Here is a 14,850-nt window from a genome sequence, read left to right as displayed (position 1 = left end):
GGTTGGGTGTGACGCGGTTCCTCGAGGTGGGTCCGGAGCGGACGTTGGCGACACTGGTCGAACACTCCCTCGACGACGAGAACATCACCATCACACACACTCTCGATTCCCGGCATGGGGAGGGCAGGACCGTGGAGCGGGCTCTGGCCGTCCTCGATGCCTGTGGTGTCGAGATCACCCCACCCGCGACCACCATCACCGCGACGGCGGTAGTTCCCCCGACGTATCCGTTCCAACACCAGAACTACTGGCTCACCCTCACCAACGATGCCGGCCACCTGCGGGTGATCGACGAGGCCCTTTCGTCGGTGCAGGATGCCGGCACTGTGCAATCGGCGGCGGCAAGATACGCCGAGATGGATCCACACGAGCGGGAAGCCGCCTTCACCGATCTGGTGATCGACGAGATCGGCCGCGTTCTCGGGAACACCTCCTCGGAGACTGTCGCCCCGGGTGCCGGTTTGCTGGAGCTCGGCCTGAACTCGCTCACGGTCACCGAGCTACGTAGTCGCCTGAAGCGGGCGACCGAGCTGGACTTGACGGCACTCCGCGTCCTTGAAAGCCCCACGGTGGTCGACCTCGTCCAGGTGCTCGTGGTGTCGTACGAAGAGCAGAAGGGCGAACTTCGATCGGCTTCTGGATCGACTCGGGGCGAAGGAACACTGACCGACCTGACCCGACAGGCCCACGAGGATGGTCTATTGCACAAAGCAATCGAGATGCTGATCGAGGTCTCCCGCTTCCGGACCTCGTCGGACCGGCCTGAGGTGACGGCGCGTCCGGCGACGGTCGTGCCGATCGTCAGCGAAGGCGAAGGGCCGCACATCTTCTGCGTGCCCTCCTTCGTGGTGGGGTCGGGCCCGCATCAGTTTGCGCGACTCGCACGTGCCTTTCCCGCTCCACGCCGTGTTTCGGCGCTCGTACTCCCCGGGCAACGAGGGGGGGACCGGATACCCGACTCGTGGGAATCGGCCGTCGACGCGCTCACGCGTGCGGTCCGCCTAGCGGCCGATGGTGCTCCGATCGTTCTTGTCGGCTACTCGAGTGGCGGCATCGTGGCGCGTGCAATCGTTGAGCAATTGGAGCGTGAAGGTGACGGCCCCGTCGGAGTTGCCCTGCTGGACTCGTACCCCCTCACCGAGGAACAGGCACACCGTGTCTTCTCTGTGGTGACGGGGCAACTACTCGAGGAACAAAAGGTCGTCATCGATGATCCCGCTCTGCTCTCGATGGGGCTCTACCTGCGTCTGTTCCCTGAGTGGAAGCCGGGAGAGATCGATGCCAGCGCACTCCTGATCCGAGCGGACCGCCCGTTGGACCCGTCGCTCGACGGACTCGATCCGACGCCATGGAGGCTTCCTGATCGAATTCTCGAGGTACCTGGTGATCATTTCTCGATCATCGATCAACACGTTGTGCACACGGCAAGTGCGCTCGATCGTTGGCTTCATTGTCTCGGTGATCGCACACCGGGAGCGTAAGTCATGAGTGAGAGCGCCTTTAACAAAGCGCAGCCGCCATCAACCCACCCACTTCTATCCAAGGATGTAGACATGAACTGTGCGTCGACTATGAAGCGATACACGCGAGTTGCCGTCAACGAAAACGGAGACTCGGTGTTCGTGGACGCGGAGCTTGCCCTCACCCCGCAGCATGTTGCTCAGGCGCTACCGCCACTTGGTGTCGCAGGGATTGCGTCAACGGAAGGGGCGCTGTACCTGCTTTCGCCGGAGTTCGACGCGGATCCCCATCCGGCCCCACGCACCCAATGGATCGCGATGCTGCGCGGAGCCATTGACGTCGAGGTTACGAGTGGTGCCGTGCGTCGCTTCGCGCCCGGCGACCTCGTGCTGGTGGCCGACACGGTCGGGAAGGGGCATCGCACGCGGGCCGTTGGGGAACTCATCGAGGGTCTGTTCATCCCTGTCGACGAGTCACTTCTGTGACCGGTCGATGAAAGGGGTCCAGGCCGCGACATCCTGTCGCGGCCTGGACCCATCTTTCGATTGCGCTACGCGCTCGGTACGCCGACCCTGCACATCTCGCGCAGCTGCGACGGGCTGAGGTCGTGCTTCTCCTTGATGCCTGTCCGCAGGTATCCAATGGACGGAGCACCGCAGATCTTCGCGATCTCGGAGACCGGCACGTGCGAGTAGCGAGGGTTCAGGAGGAGGGCCTCCGCGTATTCGATTCGCCGGCGACGGATCTCTTTAGAGATCGATATCGCGCGCGATTCGAAGGCGCGGTGCAGGGTTCGGAGCGAGACTTGCAGACGCTTCGCGAGCGACGGTGCGTTGAGGTCAGAGTCGCGGAACTCCGTATCGACGATCCGCATGGCTTCCTCGAAGACGACAGCATGTACCGAGTCGCGAAGCCCATGACGTGTGTAGTCCTGGAGGGGCTGGTCGAGGAGTGTCAGCAGTGCCGTTTCGGCGGCCTCGATCGAAGCTGTCGGAACATCGGTCGACGTTGTGTACAACCAGTCGCAGAGAGACTCGAACAGCGAGAGTGAGTGCTCAGGCATTCGCCAGCTGTCGAATGCGTTCCCGCCGGCGAGTGGGGATGGCTGTTTCGGAGTGAATCGCCGTGGGTTGACCATGATGAGTTCCGTGGGTGTGACCACTTCCACCGAATCGTGCGGACCACGTTGAGGTGAGTACACCTGGCCCCGGTTCAGCTGTTCCGGAACCGAATCCGCGACCCGAGCCACCGCGCCGTTCAGGATCACGCACGCCGAGTTGTGTCCAGCCTCGAAGGATCCAGGTCCAATCTGACGGTGAGGGGACAGGCTCATGCGACTGATCGTCGTTGTCGCCGACGACACCGTCACCCCGTGAGCGTAGAACCCGTCGGGATGCCGTACCTCTACCCACGTGTGCTGGCGGATCTGACGCAGACCCTCGGGCCCTTCGAGCCTCCATTCGGAAATCATCCGTTACTTCCCCTATTGCCAACGCGGTCCGATCTCCACGACCCCGGTTCGCATTCGCGCCGCGCCGACAGGTCCAGTCGCCACAGCGTCGACCTCCCCCGGGCGATCGTCATGAGTCGACTTTATGAATGCGGGGAGAAATCCGCTGCCTGGTGCGGATATTGTGCGCGCTACCGCACTAGGTCCGTACATCGCGTACGTTCGGCCCCGGACGGACGCCTCGCCGGCCGGAGGGGAACGCGCGAGAGGTCTGGCGCCGGATTCGGTTCCGGCCTAGGTGCGCTCTGCCGCTGCGACAGCGAACAGCTCTGCCCGTGAACGGATTCCGAGCTTCCGGAACACCCCGGTCAGTCGCTTCTCGACCGTGCGTTGTGAGATGAACGTTCGACGCCCGATGTCGTGGTTGCGGAGACCCTGGAGCACCAGACCGACGATCTCGTTCTCCTGCTCGGTCAACTGAGCGAGACTCGGGACGGGAGGCTGGTCGGCGGCCGAGGTCTCCCGTGTCGCTCTGGCGGCGTCGAGCCATCCCACCGCCCCGATCCGGGCGAACAGCGAGCGTGCCGTCCGGCGGTGGTGCCGATACGAGGTGACCTCCGAATCGGCATGCAGTCGATCGGCATAGATCGCATGCGCGCGCGCACGTTCGAGGGTCGGCGCCGGCGCGGTCCGAGGACCCAGTGCCCGTGACAGCGCCATGCGCGCTTCCTCCGGCGACTTCGCGACGAGCAGTTCACCGCGGGCGAGGGTCACGGTGGTGCTGGGCGAGTGTCGGCCGGCCAGGCGCAACCCGAGCGTGCGCAGCACCCGCTCGGCCATCTCGGGCTCGCCCGAGCGTACGAACACTTCGATCAGATCCACTTGTCGTTGCAGCTGCCAGTGTCCGCCGACCTGGCCGTCGAGGTCGAAGCTCTGCTCCAGCAACGAAATCGAGGATTCGTAGTCGCCGCGCATCAGGGCGATCTGACCGAGTGCCCACCGCAGGCGCGACTCGTTGGCGCGGTGAGCGTGTGACGACGGTGTCGATCGGATTCGGTCGACGAGGTCGTCGACTTCGTTGAATCGTCCGGAGAGCCCGAGGATCTGGATGCGCTGACACAGGCGCAGGGAGGGCAGACAGTCTTCAGCCGGGACGAGGGATTGGCTTTCGTCCCACAGCAGGCGGGCCGCGTCGATGTTTCCGGCGAACAGCTCGCCGTCCACCTGCAGTGTCATCACAACCGTGCGTTCCACCGGAGAGGTGGCCTGCGTCGAGAGTCGTCCGAGGCTGTTGCCCGCTTCGCTGTGGCGACCGAGCTGCTGCAGCAGGTGCGCCGACATCGCGGACCCCACCCGATGGTCGTTCATGCGGTCGGTGACCGCACTCGACGACAGCCGATGGCTCGCGAGCTCCGACGAACCATCGGTAATCGCGAGATGGGCCTTCGCGAGTGACGCGGTCGGTGCCGGGTCGGACTCGCGGAGGTCCGCCGATTCGGCGGCGGCGAGCACGAGGTGCGCCTGTTCCTGCTCGTGTCGACACAGGTGGAGGTAGCCCGCGACGCCGGCGAGCGTGGATGCGGAATGCGGGCATCGAGACGCGAGCGCGGTCACGGTGTTCCGAACCCACTCGTCGTCGAACCGTTCATCCCGCAGATAGCGCAGGAAAAGCTGGGTGGCCACGGCGGCGGCGGCCTCATCCGGGCGCAGGAGCTGCGGCTCGATGCAGTCGGCGAACTGGGTGGCGTCGGCGAAGTATCCCCACGAGGTCGCGATTCGTAGCGCATGGGCCGCCAGACGCGATTGGTGGGTCTCGTCCGACGTGTCGAGTGTGTCGAGAACCCTGCGAATGGTGTGGATCGCGAGCGCAACCTCTCCGGACTTGGCCAATTCAGCCATCCGGCGGATGATCTCGTCGGTGTGCATATCCACCGGCTCGCCGATAAATACCCGGTTCGCGGCTGCGAGAGCGGGTCGCTCGCGCAGCAACGAGTGGCTGTCGACGACGCGATGGCATTCCACCCGCAGCTTCGGTGGGGCGATCGTATAGATCGCGGCGCGGTCGAGGTGGCTGTGGACGTGCACCTGGTGACGAATCGACTGGATGTGGTCCGCACGCACGAGGGTGGCAATCTCGTGGTCCAGGTCGATGTCCGAACCGAACTTCGACCGGAGCGTCTCGACCAGTCGATCGGGCTCCACCGCCCCGGCTATCGACAGCACGGTGAGGGCGGCTCGCTGCGCGGCGGTCAGGCACCCGAAGGCGGTGCGCCACCGATCGGTGCGATTGTGCGCCAACGCAACTGGTTTCGGGAGTACCGAATGTCCGTGGAGCTGGGCCGTGGTCAGATGCTCACACAGCTCCCCGATATCGACGGGGTTCCCGCGGCCGATGCGGTGCAGCTCGATGATTGTGGACAGCGGCGGCCGGCCGCCGGTCGCCGACTCGACGAACGCGCCCGATTCGGCGAGCGTCATCGTGTACATGGGCAGCTGGGGGAGCGCCTGGAGGCGGGGATCGACCCGGGGCCCGGAGGCCAGGACGACGAACACCCGCAACTTCGCGAGGCGTCGAGCCACGTAGCCGAGGATCGCGATACACGACGGCGGTAGGAGGTCGGCGTCGTCAACGGCAACGAGCAACGGGAACTCGCCCGTGTCGAAGGATTCGAGGGCGGACAACACACGGTCGCCGATGATTGCCCCGACATCGTCCACTGCCGGCTTGCGGTCATTGGGGATTGCCCCGACCAGGGCGTCCCCGTCGACCCCGATGCGGGTGAAAAGCGGGAGAAAAGCAGCGAGCGGCGAAAGGTCGGATTCGCGAAGGCCCGTGACGAAGGCGGTCCGGCCCTCGTGCATCCGGTACACCTCGTCGAGAAAGTGGGTGCGCCCGGACCGCCGCGTCCCCGTCACGACGAGCGCCGAGCCCGAGCCTGCGGCGGCGTTCTGGAGACCCTGCTCGATCTGGTGAATGGCCTGTGCCCGCCCGTGGGCGCGCATGCCGAAAGCGATGACCATTGTTTCCGTACTCCTCAGCGCCCCGACGGCCGATGGGTACAAAGCTAGTTACAGACGCGCCCTCGGGCGGGGCGGGAGTGGGGGTGGCGGCAGGGTGAAATATTGCGCGAGCTCATCCGGATTGCGCGATTCATCGAAACCGACTGCCCCGGTTCCTGTAAACTGCTCAACCCTTCAACTTCTTCATCGTCAGGTGCGATTCGATCTTCGAGATGGCCGGCTGTTCCATCAGCTTGGTGCGCAGGAACACCTCGAACGCGTTGAGGTCGGCGACGGCGACGCGAATGAAGTAGTCGGGCAGGCCGATCATGCGGCGGAACTCCACCACCTCGTCGAAGGCGCCCACCTCGTTCTCGAACTGCTCGACCGTCTTGCGGTCCTGCGACACGATCTCGGCGTTGACGATCACCTCGCATCCGCGTCCGACGGCGTCCGGGTCGACGACGGCCTGGTAGCCGACGATGACGCCGTCGGCCTCGAGCCGTCGTACCCGCCGCAGGCACGGTGACGGCGTCAGCCCGACCCGATCGGCCAGTTCGGCATTGGTGAGCCGGGCGTTCGAACGCAACTCGCGCAATATTGCGCGATCGAGATCATCCACAGCAGAATATTGCGCCCCATCGCCTCCGGGGGCAATATCCGGCAATCACATGCCATCGACTCCGCACTATTATTGCCTCGTGACCAGCGCGTTTCCCGAGCAGTATTTCCCGGGCCTCCCGGGCCTCGAAACCTCCCCCGCCGAGTCGCGCCGGTCCGATGTCCGCGCGGCGGCCCGCGACACCGTGTCCGTCGGGTTCGGGCTGTTCCCGCTCGGGCTCGCGTTCGGCCTGTTGCTGGTCCAGTCCGGGTTCGCGTGGTGGTGGGCGCCGATCTTCTCGCTCACGATCTACGCCGGCTCGCTCGAGTTCCTCGCGATCGGGCTGGTGCTGGCGGTCACGCCGCTCGCGTCGGTGGCGATGACGACGTTCCTCGTCAACTTCCGGCACGTGTTCTACGGGCTGTCGTTCCCGCTGCACCGGGTGCGTGGACGTCTCGCGAAGGTCTACAGCATGTACGCGCTCACCGACGAAGCGTACGCGGTCACCGCGGGCAAGGATCCCGACAATCTGAGCAGTCGCCGCGTCCTCTTCATCCAGGTGTTCTGCCAGCTGTACTGGGTGCTCGGCGGTGTCGTCGGTGCCGTCGTCGGCAACGCGATCCCGATGCAACTCGTCGGCCTGGACTTCGCGCTCACCGCCCTGTTCGTGGTGCTGGCGCTGGACGCGTTCCGCGCCCGCCGGGACATCCCCACCCCGATCCTGGCGCTGCTGAGCGCGCTGGTGGCCCTGGTCATCGCGCGCGAACAGATGCTGATGGTCGCGATGACGCTGTTCGTGGCAGCGCTGCTGGTCCGTTTCCTGCTGCACCGCCGGAGCGGGAAGGACGCCGTCGATGCCTGACGTCGCGTACATCCTGACCGCCCTCGCGGTGATCATGGCCGTCACCTTCGCGCTGCGCGCCGTGCCGTTCGCGATCGTCGCCCCGCTGCGTTCGTCGGCGCTGGTGCACTACCTGGGCATACACATGCCGGTGGGCATCATGCTGATCCTCGCGGTGTACACGCTGCGGAACGTCTCGGCGACGCCGTCGTCGCTGGTGCCGGCGGTGGTCGCGCTGGCCGTCACCGTGGGTCTGCACCTGTGGCGCCGTCACGCGTTGCTCAGCATCGTCGGTGGCACCGCGGCTTACATGGTTCTTGGAAACTGGGTGTTCGGCTGAACCGGGGAACGCTGTTCGTCGCGGCGATGTGCACGCTCGTCGCACGTTTCGGGCGCGTCACCGATCTCCGCGCGCATTGCGGAACGAAACCCGCACGTCAGAGACATTTTGATCAATAGAGGCGGACATTTCATCGGCAGGTCGAGAGTTAGCCTTGTCACTGTGACCTCGCGCATGGACGAAGCCGGTTCCCTGTCGAACCCGACCCGGATCCGCAATTCGGGTTTCCGGAACAAGGTGACCTCCGCCGCGGAGGCCGTCAAGTTCATCCACCCCCACGACACCGTCGCGATCAGTGGGTTCGCCAGCGCCGGCACGCCCAAGGCGATCGTCCCGGCCCTCGCCGACCGCATCCACGCCGTCCGCGGTGCCGGGTCGAACTTCACCATCAACCTCCTGACCGGAGCCTCGGTGTCGGCGGGCACCGAACGCCTCCTCGCCGAGGTCGACGGCATCTCGCTGCGGATGCCGTACCAGTCCGAGCCGACCGCGCGCCGCAACATCAACAGCGGCCGCATGGACTACGTCGACATCCACCTCTCGCACGTCGCGCAGCAGGTGTGGGAGGGCTACTACGGCAACGTCGACGTCGCCGTCGTCGAGGTCGCCGGGATCACCGAGTCCGGCGAGCTGGTCCCGTCCGCGTCGATCGGCAACAACAAGACCTGGCTCGACGTCGCCGACAAGGTCATCCTCGAGGTGAACTCGTGGGTGCCCGACGCGATGGCCGGCATCCACGACGTCTACTACGGCACCGCGCTGCCGCCGTACCGCAAGCCGATCCAGCTGATCTCGGTGGAGGACCGCATCGGCCAGCCGACGCTGCGGGTGGATCCGAACAAGGTGGTCGCCGTCGTCGAGACGAACGCCCGCGACAGCGCGAGCCCGCTGACCCCGCCGGACGAGGTGAGCCAGGCCATCGCGGCGCACGTGCTCGACTTCTTCGAGTACGAGGTGTCGAAGGGGCGGCTGCCCGCCGACGGCCTGCTGCCGCTGCAGTCCGGCATCGGCAACGTCGCCAACGCGGTGCTGCAGGGTCTGGATGCCGGACCGCACAAGGGCCTGACGTGCTTCTCCGAGGTGATCCAGGACGGGATGCTGCACCTCATCAAGCACGGCACCGTCCGGTACGCGTCGGCCACGTCGCTGGCGCTGTCGGAGGAGGGCATCGACGAACTGATGTCGAACATCGACTTCTACCGCAAGCACATCGTGTTGCGGCCGCAGGAGATCAGCAACCACCCGGAGATCGTTCGCCGTCTCGGCATCATCGCGATGAACGGCATGCTCGAGGCCGACATCTACGGCAACGTGAACTCGACGCACGTCATGGGCACCAAGATCATGAACGGTATCGGCGGCTCGGGCGACTTCGCCCGCAACGGCTACCTGTCGATGTTCCTGAGCCCGTCCACCGCGAAGGGCGGCGCGATCTCGTCGATCGTGCCGATGGTCCCGCACGTCGACCACACCGAGCACGACGTCCAGGTGCTCGTCACCGAGCACGGCCTGGCCGATCTGCGCGGGCTCTCGCCGCGCAAGCGCTCGCGCGTCGTGATCGACAAGTGCGCGCACCCCGACTACCGGGCCATGCTGCTCGACTATGTCGACCGCGCCGAGGCGTACCCGTCGGCCGGCCACACCCCGCACCTGCTGGGCGAGGCGCTGTCGTTCCACCAGCGGTTCAACGAGACGGGCTCGATGCGCCCGGAGTGACTGTCGCCCAACGGGATTCTGTGTTCGCGGGCCTGACGGGCCTCACTCGTCGGCGTTCTCCTCGGCGGATCCGACCGGCCTGCGAGGTATCCGCCCGGTGCCGAACAGGGCGGCGACGGCCAGCAGCGCGGCCACCGAGAGCGCGCTCTGCAGGGCCTCGAGCCGGGCGTCGGAGTTCGCGTCGACGACCGCGCTCGCGGTGTTCGGATCCACACCGGCGTCGCGCAGATCGGCGTCGAGTTGGGTGTCGCTGAGGAAGGGCACGCCGCTCGCGAGATCGGTCTCGGCCTGCTGCTGCACGGTTTCGGGGACCCGCGGATCGTTCTGGATTCCGGTGATGATCGACGCGGTGAGGGTCGAGATCAGGACCGATCCGATGAGTGCGGTGCCGAGAGACGCGCCGAGGTTGGTGGCGGTGTTCTGCAGACCACCCACCTCGGCGCTGCGTGCATCGGGCACCGCCGACACGGTGACCGCGCCCAGTTGTGACGCGAGCGCCCCCAGGCCCAGCCCCATCAGGAGCATCGGGACGGCGACGATGCCGGCGTTGGCTCCGGGATTCATGCCGGCCGCGAGGATGAGGATGCCGATGATCATGGACCCCAACCCGAGGCGGACGACGCGTCGCGGCGACGCGTGCGGCCGCACCCGGGGGATACCGACGGCGGCCAGGAGGAGCGCGATCGACAGCGGGAGCAGGCGGATCCCGGTCTGCAGCGCACTGAGTTCGAGGACGACGGACAGGAACAGCGGCACTGCGAAGAAGACACCGGCCTGGACCAGGAACTGCGCGAAGAACATCGTCAGGCCGCCGGACAGTTGCCGGTTGCCGAGCAGGCGGGTGTCGAGAAGCGGTTCCCGCCCCAGCCGGGTCAGGCGCGCCTCCCACCGCATGAATGCGTAGACCACGAGCAGTCCGGACACGACGAGCCAGAACACGGGGGACAGACCGAACATCTCGGGCCCGCCGGGTCGGTTGCGCAGCCAGCCCCATTCGCCGGACCGCAGCACACCGAACACGACGAGTCCCAGACCGAGCACCGACAGCAGCGAGCCGATGATGTCGAGGCGCACCCGGGACGGCGGCGTGTCTTCGATCCGGCGGAGCACCGGCAGGATCACCAGGACCAGCACCACCTCGCCGGCGAAGACGTACCGCCACGATGCAAAGGTGGTCACGGCACCGCCGATCAGCGGACCCGCCGCGACCGCGATCGCGCCCGACGCGGCGACCAATCCGTATGCGCTCGAACGTCTCTCGGGAGGAAAGTTGGATGCGACCAGCGCGACGATGGCGGGCATGATGAGTGCCGCACCGATGCCCTCGAGTAGCGACCAGCCGATCAGCAGGACCGTGAGATTGGGCGCGAGGGCGGTGGTGAGCGACCCGGCCCCGTAGACGACGAGCCCGATCGCGAACGCCCGGCGGCGGCCCACGATGCTCCCGATCTTGCCGCCGGTGATCATCAGCGTCGCCATCACGAGCGTGTACAGCGTGATCGCCGTCTGGATGCCGGTGATCGTCGTTCCGAGGTCGGACGCGACCATCGCCATCGACACGTTCATGACCGAGCTGTCGAGGGTCATCAGGAACTGACCGGCCGACAGCGTCGCCAGGACGAGTGTCGCCCTGGATCCGATCGACTGCCCGGTGCGTGGGCCCATACCTGATTGAAGCAGGGCGGGTAGGCGCTGCGGTGCGGATCTACCGATACGCGGTTACGCGGTTACAAGGTGCCGGCGACGGCGCGCAGAACCCGGACGAGTTGCGTCGCGTACTCCGGATCGAGCCGGTAGCCCGCGCCCGACGGGACGATGTGCCCGGCCTGAATCCGCGCATCCCACCAGTCGCGCAGGAATCCCTCGGCGTAGCCGCCGGTGCAGAACCCGTACGGATCGTCGACGAAGCGCGTGGTGACCATGAGGGTGTAGCAGGGCCTGGCGTAGTCGGTCTGTCCCTCGGCTCTGTGGACGAAGTCCTCGAACGATGTGGCGGTCGTCAGGTGCGAGTACAGCCAGAACATCGCGTCGTACATCAGGTGCGAGTCGGGGTCGGCGTGCAGCGAGTAGAAGCCCTTCGCCTCCACGATCCGTTCCGCGAGTGCGCGGACGACGGCCTCACCGTCCGGCAGGTCGGCGGCGTCGAGAGCGCGTCGCACGATCGGCGACAGCGTGCCGAGCCGCACCGTCTCGAGGTCGGCGGCGAGGGTTTCCGCGCTGTCGTCGAACTCGTCCTCGCTCACCAGGTTTCGGACGAAAGATGCGAAGTCGGGTGCGACGGGAGTGATCGCGTAGTCGGCCTCCTGGTCGACGTGGACCACGCACGGTTCGCCGGTGGGGCCGCATGCGCGGTAGTCGAGCATGATCTGCTCGTGACCGGCGCTCGGGGTGTCGGCGATGCCGATGCCGATGTCGGGGTAGTTCCATTCGTCGCGCATGAACGCCGAGCCCAGCTCGCCGCACAGCGAATAGGTCGCCGTCCGGCCGATCGCGTAGATGCCGGTGATCTGGATGTGATCCTCGGCCCAACCCGTCGGCTCGTCCGTCGGATGGCACGAGCGCTCGACCATGCCGCCGTTGCGCATCCGCGCCAGCTCCACATAGGAGTCGGGCAGCCGGTAGCCGAGCTCTGCTTCGACCTCCGCGATCAGCTCGTCGCTCGGTGTGGGTTCGAGATAGTTCTCGCAGGAGTAGTCGCCGTCGTTCCAGAACCCCGCGAAGTCGAGGTCGGCGAAGTGTCCGGTGGAGCGGGCCGTGGGGCCTGCCGGCGACGTCGCGCCTAGGGGGTCGTGCATGTCGGGGTTCCTCTCGAACGGCCTTCAGTCGATCAAACCGGTGCGGTACGCGATCTCCAACGCTTCGTCGCGGGAGTGGGCGCCGATCTTCCGGTAGAGCGACCGCAACTGGCTCTTGATCGTATTGGTCGAGACGAACAGCTTGCGGGCCATCTCGACCGTCGACAGACCCACCGCCAGTTCGGCGAGCACGGCCCGCTCGCGCGCGGTGAGGTCGACGTGATGTACGGCCGCCGGGTACATCTCGGGCGCATCGGACGCGAGCAGGACGCGCGCGGTCGACGACGGGTTCGCCGCGGCGGCGTCGAGCGCTGCCAACAACTCTCGCGGCACCGTCGCGAGCGTGCTCACCAGCCCGGCGCGGTCGGCGATGGCGGCGGCGCGTTGCCAGGCCCGTGTCGCGGCGGCGTTCTCACCCAGGGCCCGATGGGCGGCGGCCTCGACGAGCAGCGCCTCCAGTTGGGTGCGGGTGAACGGGTAGCTGAACCAATCGAACTTGCGGCACAGCGCCAGTGCTGCCGCCGGCGCACCGGTGAGCAGGCGGGCGCGGGCCGCGGTCGCCGCGAGGATCGGCTCGTCGGGAGTCTGCGTGGAGAGGACGGACAGCGCCCGGTTGCCTTCGCCGAGCGCCAGGCGCAGATCGACCTCGAGGGCCGTCAGCACCAGATCGATCGTCGATCCCGGGCGCAGCACCGCGGCATGCGATGCGATCGCCCGCTGCAGGACGGCCATTCCGGCATGCGCTTGACCGGCGGCCAACGCGAAGCGTCCGTGCGCATAGGTCACGAACGGCCACAGCTCTTCTCGCCCGGACGCCTCACCCAGCTCGTCGAGCCAGGCGGCCGCCGCCGTGAAGTCCAGCCGGTCCACCGCCACCAGGGTGCGGGCGACGAGACCGCCGACCTTGGCGCGCGGTTCGAGCCAGCCGTCCGGGTCCGGATGGGCGTCCTCGAGTTCGAGCCATTCCGTGGCGCGTCCCGGTTCGCCGACGACAGCCCAGTTCATCGCGGAGTTGCCGGCGGCGTGGCGGGCCCCGACACGGATCCGTTGTGCCAGGGCGCCGCGATGGGCGAGGCGGAGCTCGACCGTGGACTCGGGAAACGCCCCCGCGAGTTGGTAGGTGATCCCCCACTGCAGCCGCATGCCCGGAAGCTGGGGTCCGATCTCGTCGGGCCGGGCGTCCAGTGCCCCGCGGACAAGGTGCGACAGCCGGCGCGTCAACTCCGCAGCGCGCTCGTGCTCGCCCGCCAGCCGCAGCATGAGGGCCTGTACGCAACCGACGGCGAGCGCGTGCTCGGCAGCCGGAGCGGCTCCGGATGTCTCGACGTCCCTCGGATCGTCGGGCAGGACGCTCTCCGGAATCGTGGACTGCGTGTCGAGGGCCGTGAACAGGTCGCGTCCGGCCTTGATCGCGGGACGCGACGCGAGCCGCTCCTCCGGCACTACACGGAGGACTGCCCGCAGTACGGTGAGATGACTTCCGACGAGACCGACCCAGTGCGTGTCGATCAGATCGATCGCGAGATCCCAGTCACGGGCTTCGGCCGCGTACGCCAGGCCGCCGGCGACGTCCCCTCGTTCCAGCGAATGACGGGCGAGTTTCGTCAGGTTCTGCGCGGGCTGGATGCCGACCGACTCCTGGGCGGCGATCAGCCGGTCCCGGATCGCGGGGGCGAACTCCCAGGCGTCCTCGAACGCCGTCTCGCAATGGTTGACGATTCCGGCGGATTCGAGAGACTCGAGACGCCGGGCCGCGTCGTCCACCCCGGTGAGCAGTGTCGCGACGTCCGGAGTGATGACGCGGGCAGATGCCACCGCGATGACGAAATTGCGATCGGCGTCAACCGAAAGGCGTGCGAGGACAGTGGAATGCACGTATCGGTCGATCGCGTTGTCGAGCCGATGCGCGAGCAGCGCCCGCCGACCCGCGAGGTCGGGCAGCGTCTTGGCGACCACGACCGCGACACGCATGAGCGCCGGCAACGAGCCGACGCGCTCCAGGATGTACTCCAGTTCGCCCGGCTCGAGCTCGATTTCGGAGTGTGCGAACAGCTCTCGGGCATCCTCGCGGGTGTAGAGAAGATCGCGCGTGAGAATCAATTCGTGCGTCGGTTCCACACGGATCGGATCGCCGAACAGCGACCGTCCGCACGTGGTCGCGACAATGTTGACGTTGTGGCAGCGGTCGAGCAGGTGGAGAATCTCCTCCTCGATCCGGTCGTCACGAACCAGATCGACCCGCACCAGCACGAGAAGTACCGGCGCCCCGCTCCGCGCAAGGAACTCGCGGACCGACTCGGCCGCCGAGGTGGCATCGCCATCCGGATTCGTTTCCCCGGCAATGACGCCCGCAGTGCGGATCCGATCCATCACCGTGGTCCAGAACGCTTCGGAATCCGGAGCCCCGGTGGGGGCTGGAATCCACAGCACCGCACGGAAGTCCGAACGAGCAGTATCCAGCCATGACCTGACCAGATCGAGCTTGCCGAACCCCTGTGGCGCGCGAATGACGGTGATCGGAGAGTTGCGATCCAAGCGGGCGAGCAGTCGCTTCCGGGGTGGCGCCCACGTCGAACTGCGGCGCGGTGGGGGGTCGGGACAATGATTGTCTCGACGCTGTCTCATCAAGATCCACCCCCCGTTTCG

The 14,850-nt window shown here is 66.8% G+C and carries 11 protein-coding genes; 5 read left to right on the top strand and 6 right to left on the bottom strand.

The features are described from left to right. The first annotated feature begins 44 nt into the window (after nucleotides 1-44). Both J2X34_RS11060 and J2X34_RS11055 read left to right on the top strand, forming a co-directional pair. Nucleotides 45-1,481 (top strand): alpha/beta fold hydrolase, encoded by a 1,437-nt coding sequence (locus tag J2X34_RS11060; RefSeq protein ID WP_429517180.1) that lies wholly within the window; start codon nucleotides 45-47, stop codon nucleotides 1,479-1,481. A 3-nt stretch (nucleotides 1,482-1,484) separates the two neighbouring features. Continuing rightward, the gene (locus J2X34_RS11055) at nucleotides 1,485-1,946 is read left to right on the top strand and encodes a hypothetical protein (protein ID WP_429517177.1); all 462 of its coding nucleotides are present in this window, start codon (nucleotides 1,485-1,487) and stop codon (nucleotides 1,944-1,946) included. A gap of 65 nt (nucleotides 1,947-2,011) precedes the next feature. Here the strand turns inward: J2X34_RS11055 and J2X34_RS11050 are convergent, their stop codons facing one another. The 3 genes from J2X34_RS11050 to J2X34_RS11040 form a co-directional block, all read right to left on the bottom strand. After that, a complete protein-coding gene (locus J2X34_RS11050; RefSeq protein WP_429517173.1) occupies nucleotides 2,012-2,830 on the bottom strand; it encodes a helix-turn-helix domain-containing protein in 819 nt (272 codons plus the stop codon). 375 nt (nucleotides 2,831-3,205) lie between these two features. After that, the gene (locus tag J2X34_RS11045; RefSeq protein WP_429517171.1) at nucleotides 3,206-5,932 is read right to left on the bottom strand and encodes a LuxR C-terminal-related transcriptional regulator; all 2,727 of its coding nucleotides are present in this window, start codon (nucleotides 5,930-5,932) and stop codon (nucleotides 3,206-3,208) included. A gap of 166 nt (nucleotides 5,933-6,098) precedes the next feature. Then, entirely contained in the window at nucleotides 6,099-6,533 is a 435-nt protein-coding gene (locus J2X34_RS11040; RefSeq protein WP_114723932.1) for an Lrp/AsnC family transcriptional regulator, read from the bottom strand. A 79-nt stretch (nucleotides 6,534-6,612) separates the two neighbouring features. On the opposite strand from J2X34_RS11040, the gene J2X34_RS11035 reads away from it, so the two are divergent. The 3 genes from J2X34_RS11035 to J2X34_RS11025 all read left to right on the top strand — a co-directional run bounded on the left by J2X34_RS11035 (nucleotide 6,613) and on the right by J2X34_RS11025 (nucleotide 9,409). After that, entirely contained in the window at nucleotides 6,613-7,374 is a 762-nt protein-coding gene (locus J2X34_RS11035; RefSeq protein WP_429517168.1) for an AzlC family ABC transporter permease, read from the top strand. Then, nucleotides 7,367-7,693 carry a branched-chain amino acid transporter permease gene (locus J2X34_RS11030; protein ID WP_114723930.1) on the top strand — a complete coding sequence of 109 codons (327 nt, stop codon included), beginning with the start codon at nucleotides 7,367-7,369 and terminating at the stop codon, nucleotides 7,691-7,693. The genes J2X34_RS11035 and J2X34_RS11030 overlap by 8 nt, the downstream gene beginning before the upstream one ends. Nucleotides 7,694-7,867: 174 nt before the next feature. After that, the gene (locus tag J2X34_RS11025) at nucleotides 7,868-9,409 is read left to right on the top strand and encodes an acetyl-CoA hydrolase/transferase family protein (protein ID WP_174915004.1); all 1,542 of its coding nucleotides are present in this window, start codon (nucleotides 7,868-7,870) and stop codon (nucleotides 9,407-9,409) included. A 42-nt stretch (nucleotides 9,410-9,451) separates the two neighbouring features. On the opposite strand, the gene J2X34_RS11020 is transcribed toward J2X34_RS11025, so the two are convergent. The 3 genes from J2X34_RS11020 to J2X34_RS11010 all read right to left on the bottom strand — a co-directional run bounded on the left by J2X34_RS11020 (nucleotide 9,452) and on the right by J2X34_RS11010 (nucleotide 14,739). Then, nucleotides 9,452-11,074 carry an MFS transporter gene (locus J2X34_RS11020; RefSeq protein ID WP_174913879.1) on the bottom strand — a complete coding sequence of 541 codons (1,623 nt, stop codon included), beginning with the start codon at nucleotides 11,072-11,074 and terminating at the stop codon, nucleotides 9,452-9,454. A 62-nt stretch (nucleotides 11,075-11,136) separates the two neighbouring features. Then, the gene (locus J2X34_RS11015) at nucleotides 11,137-12,204 is read right to left on the bottom strand and encodes an SMI1/KNR4 family protein (protein WP_429517163.1); all 1,068 of its coding nucleotides are present in this window, start codon (nucleotides 12,202-12,204) and stop codon (nucleotides 11,137-11,139) included. Between the two features lie 24 nt (nucleotides 12,205-12,228). Continuing rightward, nucleotides 12,229-14,739 (bottom strand): LuxR C-terminal-related transcriptional regulator, encoded by a 2,511-nt coding sequence (locus tag J2X34_RS11010; RefSeq protein ID WP_429517161.1) that lies wholly within the window; start codon nucleotides 14,737-14,739, stop codon nucleotides 12,229-12,231. Nucleotides 14,740-14,850 lie beyond the last annotated feature (111 nt).

Source organism: Rhodococcus sp. BE178, assembly GCF_050433545.1.
GTDB lineage: Bacteria > Actinomycetota > Actinomycetes > Mycobacteriales > Mycobacteriaceae > Prescottella.
This window is presented reverse-complemented; position numbering and strand designations above follow the sequence as displayed.